At 61.7% G+C, this 17666-nt stretch carries 16 protein-coding genes; 10 read left to right on the top strand and 6 right to left on the bottom strand.

Annotation, left to right across the window (positions count from 1 at the left end; genetic code table 11):
- The first annotated feature begins 79 nt into the window (after positions 1–79).
- The 5 genes from ABCW43_RS19260 to ABCW43_RS19240 all read left to right on the top strand — a co-directional run bounded on the left by ABCW43_RS19260 (position 80) and on the right by ABCW43_RS19240 (position 4455).
- On the top strand, positions 80–562 hold the full coding sequence (locus ABCW43_RS19260) for a helix-turn-helix domain-containing protein (RefSeq protein WP_345927357.1): 483 nt from the start codon (positions 80–82) through the stop codon (positions 560–562).
- Positions 555–971, top strand: coding sequence for a type II toxin-antitoxin system VapC family toxin (locus ABCW43_RS19255; protein WP_345927355.1), 417 nt, complete (start codon positions 555–557; stop codon positions 969–971). Before ABCW43_RS19260 ends, ABCW43_RS19255 begins: the two co-directional genes overlap by 8 nt.
- Before the next feature lie 19 nt (positions 972–990).
- Positions 991–2376, top strand: a complete 1386-nt coding sequence (locus ABCW43_RS19250; RefSeq protein WP_345927353.1) for an aldehyde dehydrogenase family protein — start codon at positions 991–993, stop codon at positions 2374–2376.
- Complete coding sequence (locus ABCW43_RS19245; RefSeq protein ID WP_345927351.1) at positions 2373–3518, top strand: iron-containing alcohol dehydrogenase; 1146 nt, start codon at positions 2373–2375, stop codon at positions 3516–3518. Before ABCW43_RS19250 ends, ABCW43_RS19245 begins: the two co-directional genes overlap by 4 nt.
- 220 nt (positions 3519–3738) lie before the next feature.
- Positions 3739–4455: an AAA family ATPase gene (locus ABCW43_RS19240; protein WP_345927349.1), complete on the top strand. Its 717-nt coding sequence runs from the start codon at positions 3739–3741 to the stop codon at positions 4453–4455.
- A gap of 29 nt (positions 4456–4484) precedes the next feature.
- Here ABCW43_RS19240 and ABCW43_RS19235 read toward each other — a convergent pair whose 3' ends face one another.
- Positions 4485–5087: a ClpX C4-type zinc finger protein gene (locus tag ABCW43_RS19235; protein WP_345927347.1), complete on the bottom strand. Its 603-nt coding sequence runs from the start codon at positions 5085–5087 to the stop codon at positions 4485–4487.
- Positions 5088–5221: 134 nt separating this feature from the next.
- Positions 5222–6616, bottom strand: coding sequence for a L,D-transpeptidase (locus tag ABCW43_RS19230; protein WP_445738977.1), 1395 nt, complete (start codon positions 6614–6616; stop codon positions 5222–5224).
- Between the two features lie 193 nt (positions 6617–6809).
- Between ABCW43_RS19230 and ABCW43_RS19225 the strand changes: the two genes are divergently transcribed.
- The 3 genes from ABCW43_RS19225 (at position 6810) to ABCW43_RS19215 (ending at position 8479) form a co-directional block, all read left to right on the top strand.
- Positions 6810–7649, top strand: a complete 840-nt coding sequence (locus tag ABCW43_RS19225; protein WP_345927345.1) for a DUF4432 family protein — start codon at positions 6810–6812, stop codon at positions 7647–7649.
- Between the two features lie 78 nt (positions 7650–7727).
- On the top strand, positions 7728–8066 hold the full coding sequence (locus tag ABCW43_RS19220; RefSeq protein ID WP_345927343.1) for a protein tyrosine phosphatase family protein: 339 nt from the start codon (positions 7728–7730) through the stop codon (positions 8064–8066).
- Positions 8067–8137: 71 nt separating this feature from the next.
- Positions 8138–8479, top strand: coding sequence for a RidA family protein (locus ABCW43_RS19215; RefSeq protein WP_345927341.1), 342 nt, complete (start codon positions 8138–8140; stop codon positions 8477–8479).
- A 60-nt stretch (positions 8480–8539) separates the two neighbouring features.
- Here the strand turns inward: ABCW43_RS19215 and ABCW43_RS19210 are convergent, their stop codons facing one another.
- From ABCW43_RS19210 to ABCW43_RS19195, 4 genes are all read right to left on the bottom strand, one after another.
- Positions 8540–10201 carry a thiamine pyrophosphate-binding protein gene (locus ABCW43_RS19210; protein WP_345927339.1) on the bottom strand — a complete coding sequence of 554 codons (1662 nt, stop codon included), beginning with the start codon at positions 10199–10201 and terminating at the stop codon, positions 8540–8542.
- Positions 10198–11400, bottom strand: coding sequence for a succinate--glutarate CoA-transferase (gene caiB, locus ABCW43_RS19205; protein ID WP_345927337.1), 1203 nt, complete (start codon positions 11398–11400; stop codon positions 10198–10200). The genes ABCW43_RS19210 and caiB overlap by 4 nt, the downstream gene beginning before the upstream one ends.
- Position 11401: 1 nt before the next feature.
- Positions 11402–12364, bottom strand: a complete 963-nt coding sequence (locus ABCW43_RS19200) for a DMT family transporter (protein ID WP_345927335.1) — start codon at positions 12362–12364, stop codon at positions 11402–11404.
- Between the two features lie 98 nt (positions 12365–12462).
- On the bottom strand, positions 12463–13401 hold the full coding sequence (locus ABCW43_RS19195) for an alpha/beta fold hydrolase (protein WP_345927333.1): 939 nt from the start codon (positions 13399–13401) through the stop codon (positions 12463–12465).
- Between the two features lie 91 nt (positions 13402–13492).
- On the opposite strand from ABCW43_RS19195, the gene ettA reads away from it, so the two are divergent.
- Together ettA and ABCW43_RS19185 are read left to right on the top strand one after the other, a co-directional pair.
- Positions 13493–15142: an energy-dependent translational throttle protein EttA gene (ettA, locus tag ABCW43_RS19190; RefSeq protein ID WP_046625932.1), complete on the top strand. Its 1650-nt coding sequence runs from the start codon at positions 13493–13495 to the stop codon at positions 15140–15142.
- Positions 15143–15366: 224 nt separating this feature from the next.
- Entirely contained in the window at positions 15367–17664 is a 2298-nt protein-coding gene (locus tag ABCW43_RS19185) for a methyl-accepting chemotaxis protein (RefSeq protein WP_345927330.1), read from the top strand.
- Positions 17665–17666 lie beyond the last annotated feature (2 nt).

The raw sequence follows: 17666 nt of genomic DNA, 5'->3' as shown, positions 1-17666 counted from the left end.
TAATCGCAATCGATCTTTCGGTTGTTGAGATTTAATCAATAATCGGCTAGGTTGAATTGGTTCATTGAGGGCTGATGTCATGGCTGAGATCGACAGCGACTGGTTCTACGAAAAGCTGAAGGAGATGGGGTCGTCCAATGTCGAACTTGCCAGGTTCCTGAAGCTCGACCCAAGCTCAGTTTCCCGCATGCTCAAAGGCGAGCGAAAGATGAGCGCGGACGAGCAGGACGGGGTTTCGGCCTTTCTTGGTATTCCTCTGGACGTGGTTGCTATTCACCGTAGAGGGGAGGGTGGGGCCTATGGTTTTGCCGAAAAGAAGCAGGACGCCTATCTGGCGGAGGGCGGTTCCCCTATGCCCGATCCATCCGAGAAGATGTTCACGGAAGACGACATCATCTACAAGGAAGGCAAGCGCTGGATGGAGCGGGAGGACGGTACGCTGATCGAACTGCATCCCATATTCGGCAGCATGAAGGGAACGATCACGGTCATGCCCGGCGTCGACCTGACGGCGCCGATGGACTGGGATTATGAATGGGGCGAGAAGCTCTACAATGAGTGAGTCCTATCTGCTCGACACATGTGCGGTCATATGGATGACCCACAACGAACTCCTCGCCGCCAGGGCTGCCGATGCCGTCAACGGCTCCAAAGCCATGGGCATTCCTGTTTATGTATCCACTGCCACGGCTTGGGAAATGTCCATGCTGGTGGCCCGAGGGCGTATCCATGAGACAAGGGATGCCAAACGCTGGTACGACAGTTTCAGGCAGGAAACAGAGGTTGCCGAAAAGTCGGTGACTGCCGACCTTTTCATGGCATCCTGTATCTTGCCCCATCCCATCCACAAGGACCCGATCGACCGAATCCTGATCGCCACCGCTCGCGAACACGACCTGACCATCATCACACGCGACCGCGCGATCCTTTCCTATGGTGCGGCGGGGCATGTCCGCACGCTTGCCTGTTGAATTCCTGGAGTATGATTAGATGACAATGATCCAATGTATCTCGCCGGTGGACGGTTCGGTTTACGCCGAGCGGCCGGCCATGTCGCCGGAGGCCGCAGCGGAAGCTGTCGGGCGCGCCCGCGCGGCGCAGAAGGCCTGGGCGAGACGGCCGCTCGAGGAGCGTGTCCAGCTCGTGCTCAGGGGTGTGGCGCGGCTCAACGAGATGGTGGACGAAGTGGTGCCCGAGCTTGCCTGGATGATGGGCCGGCCGGTGCGCTATGGCGGCGAGTTCAAGGGGTTCAATGAGCGCTCCAATTATGTGGCGTCGATCGCCGCCGATGCGCTGGCGCCGCTGCGCGTCGAGGACAGCGCCTCATTCGAGCGGCGTATCGAGCGAGAGCCGCATGGCGTCGTGTTGGTCATCGCGCCCTGGAACTATCCTTATATGACGGCGATCAACACGGTTGCGCCGGCGCTGATGGCCGGCAATGCCGTCGTCATCAAACACGCTTCGCAGACGCTGCTCGTCGGCGAGCGGATGGTGCGCGCCTTTGTCGAGGCCGGCGTTCCGGAAGACGTCTTCCAGAACGTCTTCCTTGACCATGCGACGACGGCCAAGCTGATTTCCGAGGGGCTGTTCAACTTCATCAACTTCACCGGCTCGGTCGAAGGCGGGCGGTCGATCGAGCGCGCCGCTGCCGGCACCTTCACCGGCATCGGCCTCGAACTCGGCGGCAAGGACCCGGGCTATGTGATGGAGGACGCCGATCTCGACGCAGCCGTCGATACGCTGATGGACGGCGCGACCTATAATTCCGGCCAGTGCTGCTGCGGCATCGAGCGCATCTACGTGCACGAATCGCTCTACGATGCCTTCGTCGAGAAGTCGGTTGCCTGGGTGTCGAACTATAAGCTCGGCAATCCGCTCGACAAGGAAACGACGCTCGGGCCGATGGCCAACAAGCGCTTCGCCAAGGTGGTGCGCCAGCAGATCACTGACGCGGTGGCGAGCGGCGCCAGGGCGCTCGTTGATCCGAAGCTTTTCCCGGCCGATGACGGCGGCGCTTATCTTGCGCCGCAAATCCTGGTCGATGTCGACCACTCCATGGAGATCATGCGCGAAGAAACGTTCGGCCCGGCCGTCGGCATCATGAAGGTGAAGACCGATGATGAGGCGATCGGCTACATGAACGACAGCCGCTACGGGTTGACGGCGTCGCTGTGGACGCCTGACGTCGATCGCGCCAACCGGATCGGCAGCCAGCTCGAAACCGGCACGGTGTTCATGAACCGCGCCGATTATCTCGACCCGGCGCTGGTCTGGACCGGCGTCAAGGAAACCGGGCGGGGCGGCTCGCTCTCCGTCCTCGGCTTCCATAACCTGACTCGCCCGAAATCCTACCACCTGAAGAAGGTCACGAAATGAATATCGTCGCGAACTGGAGCTATCCGACCGCCGTCAAGCTGGGCCGCGGACGGATCAAGGAACTGGCGGACGCCTGCAAGACGCTCGGCCTCAAGAAACCGCTTCTGGTCACCGACCGGGGACTGGCCTCGATGGCGATCACCGGCCATGCGCTGGATGTGCTGGAAGAGGCAGGCCTCGGCCGGGCGATCTTTGCCGACGTCGACCCCAATCCGAACGAGAACAATCTCCAAGCCGGAATCAAGACCTACAGGGACGGCGGCCATGACGGCGTCGTCGCCTTTGGCGGCGGTTCGGGCCTCGATCTCGGCAAGCTGATCGCCTTCATGGCCGGCCAGACGCGGCCGGTCTGGGATTTCGAGGATATCGGCGACTGGTGGACCCGCGCCGACGCCGCCAAGATCGCGCCGATCGTCGCCGTGCCGACCACGGCCGGGACCGGTTCGGAAGTTGGCCGGGCAGGGGTGCTCACCAATTCCGTCACCCATGTGAAGAAGATCATCTTCCATCCCAAACTGTTGCCGGGCGTCGTGATCTGCGATCCGGAACTGACGATGGGCATGCCGAAGGCGATCACCGCCGGCACCGGCATGGACGCGTTCGCCCATTGCCTGGAAGCCTATTCGTCGCCTTTCTATCACCCGATGTCCGGCGGCATCGCGCTCGAAGGCATGCGACTCGTCAAGGAATTTTTGCCGCGCGCCTATAAGGACGGGGCCGATCTCGAAGCGCGCACCAACATGATGTCGGCAGCGGCCATGGGTGCGGTCGCCTTCCAGAAGGGGCTCGGCGCCATCCATTCGCTGTCGCATCCGATTGGGGCGATCTACAACACCCATCACGGCATGACCAATGCGGTCGTCATGCCGCCGGTGCTGCGCTTCAATCGTCCGGCCATCGAAGAGAAGATCGCTCGCGCCGCGGCCTATCTCGGCATTGCAGGCGGTTTCGACGGTTTCTACGATTACGTCCTGTCGCTGCGCTCGGAACTCAACGTTCCCGAAAATCTCACGGCGATGGGTATCAAGCCAGACCGAATCGATGAGCTGACGGCCATGGCGATGGAGGACCCGAGCTGCGGCGGCAACCCGGTCACCATGACGATGGAAAACACCAAGGCGCTTTTCATCGACTGCTTTTAAGACTTCCAGATCCTCGCAGGACCCGCGTTAACGAAGGCCCGGAGGCCGAAACCTCCGGGCTTTTCCGCATTTTAGAGCCGGGAGTTAAATTTCCTGAGTGATATTAATGGTGTCTAAATTTGCAATTCGTTAACCATGTTTGGAAAGGATGTGCTTATGACACCATGCTTCCCGGTGTCCTCGTGAGCGATGTGGCTCAAGACTTGTTCGAGGACCGAAAATGCCCGTAATTTCCTTTGCCAACGCCAAGGGTGGAGCCGGAAAAACGACCGCTGCGCTCCTGCTCGCTACCGAACTTGCCCATCAGGGTTTTCGCGTCACCGTCATCGATGCCGATCCGCAGCGCTGGATCAGCCAGTGGTTCGAAACCTCCGGCACCGTGCGTAACATCGAGGTGGTATCGGAAGTCACCCTCGCATCGCTCCAGTGTCATCTCCGGGAAATGGCTTCGCGCACAGACTATTTCATCATCGACCTCGCTGGCGCCCGTGATGCGCTGGTCACCACGGCGATCGGCCTTTCGGACCACGTGATGATCCCGGTCCAGGGGTCGGCCATGGATGCCAAGGGTGCGGCGCAGATCCTCGACCTTCTCGCCTACATGAAGGAGAGGGCCGGCCTGGTGATCCCGCATTCGGTGGTACTGACGCGCGTCACCTCGATGGTCACCACCAAGGCGCTTCTGACCATCAAGGGTCTTCTGGCTGCCCGCGGCGTGCATGTCCTCGATACGCCGATCGGCGAACGCATCGCCTTCAAGGAACTGTTCGAGATCGGTGGAACGCTCCACACGCTCGATCCGGCCAAGGTCAGCAATATCGACAAGGCGAGGGACAACGCCCGGTCCTATGCGCAGGAAGTCATGCGCCTGATGCCCGTCAAGATCACCCGGTCTGTCGCGTCACGCCTCTTCGGATTGGGCCGCTACGCCGCCTGATCGCCATCCGAGCCATCCCAAGACTTCGCTTAAGAGGCGGTCGGTTCGAAAGAGCCGGCCGCCTTTGCATATGCGCTGGCCGCTTGGGTGGCTGCGACCGCAGTTGCGATCAGGTCCGGCTCTTCCTGATTGGCCGGCACGCTGCGTGCGGCGACGAACCGGTCGCGCATCTGACGCCAGTTCTGCTGGGCGAGGCTGCTGACTTCACTCGGCGGCATCCCCGATGTGGTCTGGATCTCGACTGTCAGCAGGTCGAACCGATTCTCCGAATGCATATAGCTCCATCCGATCAGTCTGCTTTGCGGAAGCGACGCGACGAGGACATGCAGCATTTGCTCGAGCGCAACACGCTCGGGAGCGCCCAGCAGGACTTCGTCATGGGCAAGCGGTATCGCGATCGTCTTTTCATGATCTTTTTCGGCATGGCGACGGAAATTAGGCGGGCCGGAATTTTCAAGCATGACCTGGTTGCAGACGAAGATGCAACGGTTGCAGATCGCCGTGGTTGCCGGACCGGCAATGATCATTTCGACCGCGCGGCGGTTCTCGCCACAAAAGGAGCAAACGGCTCCATAGTCCCCGCGTCCGAACAGGAGCGACAGGGCGCCTTTCAGTCTCGTTGAGAAGTCCATTCATCCACCGCCGATGCACATGTCTCTAGCGAAAAACTAGTACTGCTTTTGCCCGAAGCCAGATCGCCAGGCAAACAAAAAGCCGTCGACAGCAGGTGCCGACGGCTCAGATGACGTTCCGGGAGTGACGAACCTTACTCGGTGAATTCCACTGTCGCGCCGGGCTTGACCATCTTGGCGAGCTCCCTTGCATCCCAGTTGGTCAGACGCACGCAGCCATGGCTGTTGGTCTTACCGATCTTGGAGGGTTCCGGCGTACCGTGGATGCCGTAGGTCGGTTTAGAGAGCGCGATCCAGACCGAACCGACAGGCCCGTTGGGGCCTGGCGGTATCTGCAGGATCTGGTCGTTGTTGCCCTGCTTGAAATTGATCTTCGGATTGTAGGTGTAACCGGGATCGAGCGCGATGCGTTCGACGGTGTGGGTTCCGGTCGGCGAAGGCGTGTCGGTCGAGCCGATGGTTGCCGGATAGGCGGCGATCAGGCGTCCGTCCGCGCCATAGGCGAAGACCTGCTTCCTGCTCTTGTCGGCGATGATGCGGGTGACCTGACCGACCTTCGGCTGACCGGGATTGATGACCTTTATGGTCGAGCCAGGGATCGTGAAATCCACGCCGGGATTGAGTGCCTTCAGATAGTTCTCGTCCATGTGGAACTGCTCGGCAAGCTTTTCGGTCACGGACGTATAGGACATGGCCGGCAGCTGCGACTTATGCGCATAGTCTTCCGGGATCGACGCGACATAGGGACCGGCGGCATCGGCCGGTGTGATCGTGTAGTCGACGATCGGCAGGCCGCCCGAATAGGTCAGCCGCTGCAGGATGTCCTCGGAATTGTTCGGGTCGAGCGTCTCGCCGGTCATTTCCTGCCAGGCGGCGATTGCCTTGTTGACGTTGTCGCCGAGATGGCCGTCGATGACGCCGGGCGAGATGCCTTCCCGGTCGAGGAAGACCTGAAGTGCTGCGATCTGTGCCTGCGGCTTCTTGGTGACGGTGATGATCGGCTTCTGCGGCAGAAGCGTTTCCGCCGGCCGCTGGTCCGGTTCTATCGAGGCTTCCTGCGGATAACCGGTGTCAGCGTCGGGGAGGGCCTGATCATCGAGCGGCATGCGGCTGACCGAGCCTGGCCCCGGAATACCGCCGGTGATGGCGCCCGGTTCGCCGGGCCGGTATTCGCGGTAATCGCGATAACCGCCCGCACCCTGCTGGTAACCGCCCGAATCGCGCAGAGAGCGGTAACCACCCGGCACCGGCGGATATTCCTGCCTCCGGTTGGGGCGATAGGTTTCCTGGCGGATCTCGGTTGCGACGACATTGCCGAAATGGTCGATCAGGACGCGACGGCCCATGCCGTCCCGGCTGATGATGACGTCACGGCGATCAGGTTCATAGTCCAGGATCGAGCCGTCAGGAGCGACGAGCATCGTTTCGGAAGGGTAGCGGCCATAACGATTCTGCGCCTCGGCGGAGGGAATTCCCTGCGCCGCGGTCAGGATCACCAGACTTGCGCATGCGAAAAATAGCCGCTTCACGATGTCACCGACTTCCTTGTTTCCTACTTAAACGTAATCGGGAAATCGGACATTGGTTCCCGCCCGTTTGCCTGTCGCCACAGACAAGTTAAATTTGACCGTAGTGTGGAAAAAGTGAATTCGTCATGAACGCACCGTTAAATTCACCTCACGATCGGTTAGAAGTTTTGACGAAACCGTGAAGGGAATGATTATGAAGGCTTTTTCCGCCGCCAACGGCCCCAGGATTTTCCTCGACGAAAGTTCCGTTCTCGACATCGGAGGCTGCTTTATCGGCGATATCGACCTTGCTCCGGGTCGGGCCATTCCCGACGACGGAGATCCGCGAATCGATCACTCGCTGGAAGGCTTTCTCTTTACCTGCGGGCCTGACCATATTCGCCACCCGGAGGCGATCGAAGGCGCCGCCGACGGCCGGAAATATCCGCTGCACGGATCCTTCTCCTCCCACCCCGCCGAAATCCTGTTCTGGGATGCGCAAGGGCCGGATGCGGAGTGCCGTGCCCGCGTGCCGCTGACCCTTGCGACCGGCGAGACGGCTCTGCTGGAACGCCATTGGCGGATCGACGGCGCGACGGGCGAGGTCAGCCTGTCGGACAAGGTCACCAATACCGGTTCGAAGCCATTCGCGCGGGTGCATATGTACCATATGAATATCGGCGCATGGCTGTTCGACGATCGGGTCCGGCTTGCCGGCAAGATGCTCGAAGGCGGCGGTTTCCCTTGGACGTTCGGGGGTGAGACAGGCGGCATATTCTGCGTCCCGGCGGCCGTCGAGGGCGAGCAGTGGGCCGAGATTGCGCTCGGTCCGATCGCAGCGATCGGCGGGCTGACGCTGAAGGTGAAATTCAGGACCGACACGCTGCCGCATCTGCAGGTCTGGCGTAACCAGAAGGCGCCGGCGCATGTGCTTGGGATCGAGCCGGTCTCCCATCGCCTCGCAAGCCGCCAGGAACTTGCCGGGACCGGAGAAATGGGCTGGATCAAGCCCGGCGAAAGCGCCGAATACGGCCTGCGCTTCTGCTTCGTCTGAGAGTTGCCGTTCGGTGATTGACGCCTAGAGGGCACCGTCGTAATGCTGGCGCCTCAAATAGAACGGAGGGCTAAGTCCATGGATATCCGCCAGATCAACGACGAGTATTCCGTCACCGGCCAGATCACCGTCGAGGATCTCGATCAGATCAAGGCCATGGGGTTCAAGTCGGTCGTCTGCCACCGTCCCGACGACGAGGAGCCGGGCCAGCCGCATTTTGCGCAGATCGAAGCCCGCGCCAAGGAGCTCGGCCTCGACATCCGCCACATCCCGGTCGGCCGCATGGGCGTCGACGAACAGGGCATCAACGCGATGGTCGATGCGCTCGACGAATTCCCGCGCCCGATGCTCGGCTTCTGCCGGTCCGGCGCCCGTTCGACGGCGATCTACGAAAAGAGCCAGCATCTGCGCGGCTGAAGATTTTCCGCGGCCTCGTGCCTTTTGCGCGGGGTCTTTTCCCGAAGCTCAATTTTTTTGAGGAGAATTCCATGAGCATCCAGCGTATCGAGCCGGGCGCCCGCATGAGCGGCGCCGTCGTCCACGGCAACACCGTCTATCTCGCCGGCCAGGTTGGCGAAGGTGAATCGGTCACCGACCAGTGCAAGGACGCGCTTTCCGAAGTGGATCGCCTGCTCGCCGCTGTCGGTTCCGACAAGTCGAAGATCCTGCAGACGATCATCTATCTTTCCGACATCGCCTATTTCGGCGAAATGAACGCCGTCTGGGAAGCCTGGATCGACCCGAAGAACCCGCCGGCCCGCGCCACCAGCGAAGCCAAGCTCGCTGCGCCGAAGTACAAGGTCGAGTTCATCGTTACCGCTGCGATCTGATCGCTGCGATATTGAATCAGAAAGCCGGCCTATCGCTCTGATAGGCCGGCTTTTTCTGTTTTATGCCTTTTCCCGGATCTGCGTCAGCGTCCGCGTCGGCGTGATCGCTTCGGGATCCAGCCTCACCTCGATGATCGAAGGCTTGCCGCTCGCTCGCGCCCTCTCATAGGCCGGGCCGAACTCTTCCGTCTTCTCGACCAGTTCTCCGTGTCCGCCAAAAGCCTTGGCGTAGGCGACGAAATCCGGGTTGACGAGGTCGGTGGCGCTGACGCGGCCCGGATATTCCCGCTCCTGGTGCATGCGGATCGTGCCGTAGATGCCGTTGTTCACCAGCACCGTGATGATCGGCAGTCCGTAGCGGACTGCAGTGATGAATTCCTGGCCGTGCATCATGAAACAGCCGTCACCGGCAAAGCAGACGACTTCGCGCTCCGGAAAGAGCTGTTTTGCGGCAACGGCCGCCGGCAGGCCATAGCCCATCGAGCCGGAGGTCGGGGCGGACTGGGTGTTGTATTTCCGGAAGCGGTGGAAGCGGTGCAGCCAGGTGGCGTAATTGCCGGCGCCATTGGTGAAGATCGCGTCGTCCGGAACGTTTTCCTCGATCCATTGCATGATCGGGCCCATCTTGACCGGACCGGGACCGGCCTCCGGCGGCGTCGACCATGTCAGATAGGCATCGTGCAGCGCCGATTTCCGTTCGGCCCAAAGTGGCGCGGCCGGCGGTTCGAGGTCCTTCAGGGCAGCGACGAATTCCGCCGGGGCGGCGCAGATCGCCAGGTCGGGCCGATACATGCGGCCGAGTTCTTCCGGATCGGGGAAGACATGGACGAGCTTCTGCTTCGGATAGGGGATGTCGATCAGCGTGTAGCTGGAGGAGGGCATTTCCGACATGCGGCTGCCGATCAACACGAGCAGGTCCGCCTCCTTCACCGCCTTGGCGAGCACCGGATTGATGCCGATGCCGACATCGCCTGCATAGGAAGGGTGCAGGTGGTCGAACAGCATCTGGCGGCGGAAAGAACAGCCGACGGGCACCTTGAAGCGGCTGGCGAAATCCTGGAAATCGGCAACCGCCTGCTCGCTCCAGCGGGTGCCGCCGAGGATGAACAGCGGACGCTCGGCGTTCTTGAGCAGGGTTTCGAATGCGGCGATCTGGCTTTTGCCGGGGTGGCTTTCGACCGGCATGTAGGCGCGCGCGTCGACGGCCTCGACTTCATCTACCAGCATGTCTTCGGGCAGCGTCAGCACGACCGGGCCGGGGCGGCCTGACGTGGCGACCGCAAAGGCGCGGGTGACGAATTCCGGAATGCGGCGGGCGTCGTCGATTTCGCCCACCCATTTGGCGAATTCGGTGAAGGCACGGCGGTATTCGACCTCCTGAAAGGCTTCCCGTTCCTTCATCTCCCGGCCGATCTGGCCGACGAAGAGGATCATCGGAATGGAATCCTGCCTGGCGATATGCAGACCGGCCGAGGCATTGGTGGCGCCGGGACCGCGGGTCACCATGCAGATGCCCGGCTCACCGCTGAGGCGGCCCCAGCTGTCGGCCATCATCGCGGCACCGCCTTCCTGGCGGCAGACGAGCACCTCGATGCCGCTTTCATACAGCGCGTCGAGCACGGCGAGATAACTTTCGCCCGGAACGCAGGAGATGCGCTTGACGCCGTTCGCCTTCAGCGCCTCGACGATGAGCTGCCCTCCGGTCTTCATGACGGTGTTCATATGTCTCTCCCCTCTTTTTCGATGTGATCGAGTTCCGCCAGAACGTCTGCGGTATGTTCGCCGAGTGCGGGGCTCGGCCGGTGATAGGCAAGCGGCGTTTCGGAGAGCACGATCGGACTGCGCACGCCCGGAATGACCGTGCCGTCGGCCGCTTCGAGATCGATTCGAAGCCCGCGTTCCTTGACCTGCGGGTCGTCGAACATTTCGGCGATCGAGTTGATCGGCCCGGCCGGCACGGCGTTGTCACCGCAGGCGGCAAGCAGCTCGGCCTTTTTCCATTTCGACGTCTGCGCCAGGATCAGCCGGCGCACTTCGACACGGTTGGCGACGCGCGCCTTGTTGGTGGCGAAACGCTCGTCATCGGCGACTTGCTCGATGCCGAGAATACGGCAGAGGCGGCGGAACTGGCCGTCATTGCCGACCGCGAGAATGAGGTGACCGTCTTCGGTCGGCACCACCTCGTAGGGGCTGATGTTCGGATGGGCATTGCCGAGCCGCACCGGTGCTTCGCCGGAGACCAGGTAGTTCATGTTCTGGTTGGCGAGGATGCCGGCCTGGACGTCGAGCAGCGCCATGTCGACATGCTGGCCTTCGCCGGTCTTCAGCGCGTGGATCAGCGCGCCCTGAATGGCGGTCACCGCATAGATGCCGGTGAAGATGTCGGCGATCGCGACGCCCGCCTTCATCGGCTGGCCGTCCGGTTCGCCGGTGATCGACATGAAGCCCGACATGCCCTGGACGATGTAGTCGTAGCCGGCAAGATTGGCGTAGGGGCCGTTCTGGCCGAAACCGGTGATCGAGCAGTAGATCAGCTTCGGATTGATCTTTTTCAGGCTCTCGTAGTCGAGGCCGTATTTGACGAGGCCGCCGAGCTTGAAATTTTCGATCAGCACGTCGGCGGTGGCGGCCAGCCGGCGGACGATGTCCTGGCCTTCCTCGGTCTTCAGATCGACGGCGATCGAGCGCTTGCCGCGATTGGTTGAGTGGTAATAGGCGGCGGACAGGTTTCCGCCGTCCTTGCCTTCGACGAAGGGCGGGCCCCAGGCGCGGGTGTCGTCGCCGCCGTCGGGGTTTTCCACCTTGATGACGTCGGCGCCCATATCCGCCAGCATCTGGCCGGCCCAGGGACCGGCGAGCACGCGGGCAAGTTCGATGACGCGGATGCCGGAAAGCGGCGGTTTCTTGGGTGGCTGGGTCATGTCACGGGGTCATGGTTGATTTGGCGGAGCCGGTTACGGGCTTGATCGAGGCAACCCGGCGTTCCCGCCAGATGATATAGAGGCCGGAGCCGATAATGATCGAAATGCCGAGCCATTTGACCGGATCGGGGAAGTCGCCGAAGACCAGCCAGCCGAACAGCGTCGCCGAAACGATCTCGAAATACTGCAGCGGCGCGATCACGGATGCCGGGGCGGCGCGATAGGCATAGACGGCAAGGATGCCCGACAGGGCCGCGAAGGCGCCGACGCCCGCGAGCCACAGCAGGGTCGTCCAGTCCGGTATGGAAGGCGCCAGGAAGACGATGCCGGTCCGATCGCCGACAAAGAGCAGGGTGGCGGAGATCGGAATTCCCCAGAGTGCCATCTGGAACTGCATCGACCAGGGATCTTCGCGATGCGCGAGCGCCCGGGTCAGGATCGCGAAGATCGCCACGCAGAAGGCGGTGACGATCGGCAGCAGCGCCACGAAGCCGATCTCCTGGAAGCTCGGGCGGATGACGATCATGGCGCCGACGAAGCCGGCCGCGCAGGCGGTATAACGCCGCCAGCCGATGGTCTCCTTGAGGAAGATGCTGGAAAGCACCGTCAGGATGATCGGCTCGACGAAGAAGATGGCGATGGCATCGGCCACTTCCATGACCGCCAGCGTCGCCACGAAGCAGACCATGGAGACGGTGATGAGGCTCGCGCGGATCGCATGGAAGACGCTGAGCCGCCAGGAAAATGTCCGCCAATATCCATTCCAGAGCACGATCGGCAGCATGCAGAGCGCCTGGAAGACGAAGCGGGCGGCGGTGATGAAGGTAGGCGATGCGGTATCGGTCGCAAGCTTGGAAAAGATGTCGATGAAAGGCGCGATCAGCATCGCGACGATCATCAGGCCGAGGCCGTTGACGATCCGGTTCGGGGCTGATGCGGCAAGACTTGCGGGCGACGAATTCATGGATTTCCTATAGCCGGGGCCGATCCCGGAAGCACTTGATTAAATGTCATGAACTCATTCCGTTTGATATGAAGGACCGCTTGAGTTCGGTGGCCGTCTCAGATTGCTGGCGCCGAGACGGGCAGGGCGGCCCTGGCCCAGGCGGCAAACTCGGCGGTGGCGCGAGCCCGTACCGTATCGTTCAAGGTTTCGTGACGGGTGCCCGGCCAGATCTTGGTGGTGACATTCGAAAAGCCGTTGCGCTTGAAATGCTCGGACAGCCACAGGATTTCGCGGCCGCCATTGGTTGCGGGGTCCTCCGCCCCGCCGATCAGATGGATCGGCAGGTTTTTCGCCAATCGACCGATGAGTTCGGGCGCGCGATAAGTGAGTTCGAAGAGATCGAGCCATAGCGAAACGCTGGCATCGAAACCACACAGGGGGTCGGCGATATAGGCGTCGACGACATCCCGGTCATGGCTGAGCCAGTCGAATTCCGTGCGGTGGCCAGGGACAGATTTACCCCAGGCGCCGAAAGTCAGTTTCGGCAGAAGCCCGCTCGGCACGTCCGAGCCTTTCAGGGCTTTTTCAATGCGCAGGATCACCTGCGCGGCGCGGCCCGCGGGGCCGGGATGAAAGTTCGAATTCCAGACGGCGACGGCATTAAAACTATCGGGATGGGCGACGGCGGCATTGAGCGCGATCAGGCCGCCCATGGAGTGGCCGAAGAGCAGAACCGGCAGACCGGGATGAGCTGCGGCCGCCATGTCACGCATGGCTTTTACGTCCGAGAGCACCAGACCAACGCCGTCGTGCCGGGCGAAACGGCCGGTCGGCGCGTCCGGCGCGGTCGTCTCGCCATGGCCGCGATGGTCGAAGGCATAGACGTGGAAACCATGGCCAGCCATCGCCTCGGCGAAAGCCCTGTAGCGCCTGGAATGCTCGGCAAGCCCGTGCGAGATCATGAGGATGGCGTGCGCCGGTTCTGCCGCCGGTTGGTAATGATAGGCAAGGTTTGCCCCCGTCGGGCTCTTAAACCGCCTCGTTTCGTCGAACATCCTCGCTCCCTCGACCGTTCGCGCATTGCTCCCGGCTCCCAATTCGCCTACATAGCGGCAAACCGAAATTCCCCCCGGAGCACTTTTATCCATGGCACGTCAGTTCATCTATCACATGTCGGGACTCAACAAGTCCTACGGCGCCAAGAAAATCCTTGAGAACGTCAATCTGTCTTTCTACCCCGATGCCAAGATCGGTATCCTCGGCCCGAACGGCGCCGGTAAGTCGACCGTGCTGCGCATCATCGCCGGTCAGGACAAGGAATATACCGGCGAAGCCTGGCTCGCCGAAGGCGCGACTGTCGGGTACCTGGAGCAGGAACCGCATCTCGACGAGACCAAGACCGTTTTCGAAAACGTCATGGTCGGCGTCGCCAAGAAGACCGCGGTGCTCGACCGCTACAACGAACTGATGATGAACTATTCAGACGAGACCGCGGAAGAGGGCGCCAAGCTTCAGGACGTCATCGACAGCCAGAACCTCTGGGACCTGGAGAGCCAGGTCGAGATGGCCATGGAAGCGCTGCGCTGCCCGCCGCGCGATTCGGAGGTTACCAGCCTGTCGGGTGGTGAACGCCGCCGCGTCGCCCTCTGCCGCCTGCTGCTGTCGCAGCCGGACCTGCTGCTGCTGGACGAACCGACCAACCATCTGGACGCCGAAACCATCGCCTGGCTCGAAAAGCACCTGCGCGACTATCCGGGCGCCGTGATGATGATCACCCACGATCGCTACTTCCTCGACAACGTTACCGGCTGGATCCTCGAACTCGACCGCGGCCGTGGCATTCCGTACGAAGGCAATTACTCGGCTTACCTGCTCGCCAAGGCCAAGCGCATGCAGCAGGAAAACCGGGAAGAGGCCGGCCGCCAGAAGGCGATCAGCCGCGAACAGGAATGGATCGCTTCCAGCCCGAAGGCGCGTCAGGCCAAGTCCAAGGCGCGTATCAAGTCCTACGAACAGCTGGTGGAAGCGGCTGAAAAGCAGCGTCCCGGCGACGCGCAGATCATCATCCCGGTCAGCGAGCGTCTCGGCCAGGTGGTCATCGAGATGGAAGGCATCACCAAGGGCTTCGAGGGCCGCACGCTGATCAACGACCTGTCGATCAAGCTGCCGCCGGGCGGCATCGTCGGTATCATCGGCCCGAACGGCGCCGGCAAGACCACGCTGTTCCGGATGATCACCGGCCAGGAAACGCCGGATGCCGGTTCGATCCGGATCGGCGAGACCGTTCACCTCGGTTATGTCGACCAGAGCCGTGATGCGCTCGACGGCAACAAGACCGTCTGGGAAGAAATCTCGGGCGGTGCCGAAATCATCAAGCTCGGCAAGTTCGACATGAACTCCCGGGCCTATTGCGGCGCCTTCAACTTCAAGGGCGGCGACCAGCAGCAGAAAGTCGGCAATCTCTCGGGCGGCCAGCGCAACCGCGTTCACCTTGCCAAGATGCTGAAGGCCGGCGGCAACGTTCTCCTCCTCGACGAACCGACCAACGACCTCGATACGGAAACGCTGGGTGCGCTCGAAAGCGCGCTGGAAAACTTTGCCGGCTGCGCCATCATCATCAGCCACGATCGCATGTTCCTCGACCGCCTGGCGACGCATATCCTCGCCTTCGAAGGCGACGGCCATGTGGAATGGTTCGAAGGCAATTTCGAGGATTATGAGCAGGACAAGGTCCGCCGACTCGGCCCCGACGCCCTTAACCCCGGAAGCCAGGCGCACAAGCGTCTGACTCGTTAAGTTTTTTAGTCTTGCCTAAGTTAAACCCCGGTTCTGCCGGGGTTTTTGTTTTGTGCGAAGTTAACAAAAGCTAAAATCCGAACCCCCAAAATCATGGGTATTTTTGACCTAGCCCGATAAAGACAATCGCAAAGATTGCCGGTGCATTTTCCGGGCCGGGGAGACCATGTCTGCTTGGGTCTCGACGCTGTCATGATGACGGCCCGTTTCAGAGGGTTTTATTCATGCTCAATTTGATCGAACGTTTGCCTTTCCGTACATCGTTGATGCTTCTTGCTTCCGTTCCGCTTCTGGCGGTGATCGGGCTCGGCGCGTTCTCAAGCTGGGACGCCTACAACCAATACCGGGAGCTGAACCGTGCGATCGCTCTTGAAAGCCTGGCGCTTGCCGGCGGCGAGTTGATGAACGCCATCCCGGAAGAGAGTTTTGGTTCTCTGGCGCAGCGGCCTCAGGCCCGCGCGAGCGTGGATGCGGCGGAAAAGCGACTTGTGAACCAGTATAAGGTGATCGACGCACAGGGTTACGGCGAGCCGAGCTTGCGCGAGCTGGTTGCGGCAGTCGATGAGCGTTTCCAGCGGATGCCGGAATATCGCGCCAAGATCGATAGCGGCGATACGAACCAGCTTCTGTCTGCGCAATACGTCACGCCGGTTTCCGAGAAGACGCTCGATATCATCGGCCTCGTCGGCGGACTGACGGAGGACCGGGCGCTTGCCCGTTATGTCGACGGCTTTCATGCGCTTGTCCAACTCAGCAACGGCTACGTCATCGTCAACCGGATGGGGCAGCAGTATACCAAAAACGGTGCGTTGACCGTTGATGAGGCCGCCCGCTTCATGCAGGGGCGGCAGCAGGTCCGGCTTTATGAAAAGCCGATGCGCGCTTTCCTGTCCCCCAAGTTGGTTGCGCAATACGACGCTTATTTCCAGACGCCTGACGGACAGCTGATCACCAATACGCTGAAGGCGCTCGACAGTCTGAAGCCCTATACGCCGGCCGCCGACGACTTCAGCGCCTGGGCGCGCGCTATGGAAAACCGCCGCGTGTTCACCTCCGGTATCATCGCTCAGGCCACGAGCGAATTGAAACAGTTGGGCGATCAGAAATCTTCCGACGCAGCGTCCAGCCTGCAGATTCTCTTTGCGTCGCTGTCGATCTTCATCCTGGCCGTGATTGCGCTCAGCGTGATGATCGCGCGCAGCCTGTCCGGCTCGATCCGCAAGATCGGCGACCGGATGGCAAGCCTTGCCTCCGGCAATACCGAGGAGGCTATCCCCTATTCGGATCGCAGGGACGGCATCGGCGAAATGGCTCGTTCGGTCGAGGTTTTCCGTGAAGCCGCTATCCGCAATCTTCAGCTTGAAGCCGAGGCGGAAGCCGCCCGTCGTCGCTCCGAAGCCGAGCGCCTCGAAATGCAGCGCCAGAGCGAGGCGGATGCCGAGGCGAAGCTGACCCAGGCGACCGGCGCGCTTGCCGCAAACCTTCGCCGTCTTGCCGACGGCGACATGCTCTGCGAAGTGAACGAAGCTCTGGCGCCGCAGTTCGAGGGCTTGCGCCACGACTTCAATACCTCGGTTCGCCAGCTGCGCGACGCGCTGCTCAGCGTCGGCAATTCGGTTGCCACCGTCACCAGCGGTTCGAGGGAAATCTCCGACGCATCCGACAACCTGTCCAAACGCACGGAGCAGCAGGCAGCTTCGCTGGAAGAAACAGCCGCAGCGCTCGAAGAGATCACCGCCAACGTCGTTTCGACCTCCAAGCGCACCGGCGAGGCTCGCGACGTCGTCCGCGACGCACGGACCCGCGCGGACCAGTCGGGCCAGGTCGTCCGCAACGCGGTTGCCGCCATGGAACGGATCGAGAAGTCGTCGCAGCAGATCGGCCAGATCATCGGGGTGATCGACGAGATCGCCTTCCAGACCAACCTGCTGGCGCTCAACGCCGGTGTCGAGGCTGCGCGTGCCGGTGAAGCCGGCAAGGGTTTTGCGGTCGTCGCGCAGGAAGTCCGCGAACTCGCCCAGCGCTCGGCAAACGCCGCCAAGGAAATCAAATCGCTGATCTCCAATTCGGCTGTCGCCGTCGGCGAAGGCGTCAAGCTCGTCAGCGAGACGGGTGAGGGGCTCAGCGTCATCGAACAACTGGTTCAGACTGTCAACGGTCACATGGATGCGATCGCCACCGCGGCACAGGAGCAGTCGGTCGGCCTTGCGCAGGTGAACACCGCCGTCAACCACATGGACCAGTCGACCCAGCAGAACGCCGCAATGGTCGAAGAGATGAACGCCGCCGGCGCGGGCCTTGCCCAGGAAAGCGGAAAGCTCAGCGATCTCCTCTCGCACTTCCAGCTCGGCAGCAGTGCCGCCGGCCAGCTTCGCGAAACGGCAAGCCGCATGCGTGCCCCGACAGCTCCGGTCTCACGCCCGGTCGCTGCCGCACCGAGCCGTCCGGCGCCGTCGCGCGCTCCGGTTTCCCGCGGAAATACGGCTCTCGCGCAATCCGCCGACGAATGGGAAGAATTCTGATC

Source organism: Neorhizobium tunisiense (assembly GCF_039631515.1).
GTDB lineage: Bacteria > Pseudomonadota > Alphaproteobacteria > Rhizobiales > Rhizobiaceae > Neorhizobium.
This window is presented reverse-complemented; position numbering and strand designations above follow the sequence as displayed.

Bases quoted from the DNA above. Each gene is read 5' to 3' on its own strand.
- ABCW43_RS19260 (WP_345927357.1), top strand. From the start codon at position 80: ATGGCTGAGATCGACAGCGACTGGTTCTACGAAAAGCTGAAGGAGATG.
- ABCW43_RS19255 (WP_345927355.1), top strand. From the start codon at position 555: ATGAGTGAGTCCTATCTGCTCGACACATGTGCGGTCATATGGATGACC.
- ABCW43_RS19250 (WP_345927353.1), top strand. From the start codon at position 991: ATGACAATGATCCAATGTATCTCGCCGGTGGACGGTTCGGTTTACGCC.
- ABCW43_RS19245 (WP_345927351.1), top strand. From the start codon at position 2,373: ATGAATATCGTCGCGAACTGGAGCTATCCGACCGCCGTCAAGCTGGGC.
- ABCW43_RS19240 (WP_345927349.1), top strand. From the start codon at position 3,739: ATGCCCGTAATTTCCTTTGCCAACGCCAAGGGTGGAGCCGGAAAAACG.
- ABCW43_RS19235 (WP_345927347.1), bottom strand. From the start codon at position 5,087: ATGGACTTCTCAACGAGACTGAAAGGCGCCCTGTCGCTCCTGTTCGGA.
- ABCW43_RS19225 (WP_345927345.1), top strand. From the start codon at position 6,810: ATGAAGGCTTTTTCCGCCGCCAACGGCCCCAGGATTTTCCTCGACGAA.
- ABCW43_RS19220 (WP_345927343.1), top strand. From the start codon at position 7,728: ATGGATATCCGCCAGATCAACGACGAGTATTCCGTCACCGGCCAGATC.
- ABCW43_RS19215 (WP_345927341.1), top strand. From the start codon at position 8,138: ATGAGCATCCAGCGTATCGAGCCGGGCGCCCGCATGAGCGGCGCCGTC.
- ABCW43_RS19210 (WP_345927339.1), bottom strand. From the start codon at position 10,201: ATGAACACCGTCATGAAGACCGGAGGGCAGCTCATCGTCGAGGCGCTG.
- caiB (WP_345927337.1), bottom strand. From the start codon at position 11,400: ATGACCCAGCCACCCAAGAAACCGCCGCTTTCCGGCATCCGCGTCATC.
- ABCW43_RS19200 (WP_345927335.1), bottom strand. From the start codon at position 12,364: ATGAATTCGTCGCCCGCAAGTCTTGCCGCATCAGCCCCGAACCGGATC.
- ABCW43_RS19195 (WP_345927333.1), bottom strand. From the start codon at position 13,401: ATGTTCGACGAAACGAGGCGGTTTAAGAGCCCGACGGGGGCAAACCTT.
- ettA (WP_046625932.1), top strand. From the start codon at position 13,493: ATGGCACGTCAGTTCATCTATCACATGTCGGGACTCAACAAGTCCTAC.
- ABCW43_RS19185 (WP_345927330.1), top strand. From the start codon at position 15,367: ATGCTCAATTTGATCGAACGTTTGCCTTTCCGTACATCGTTGATGCTT.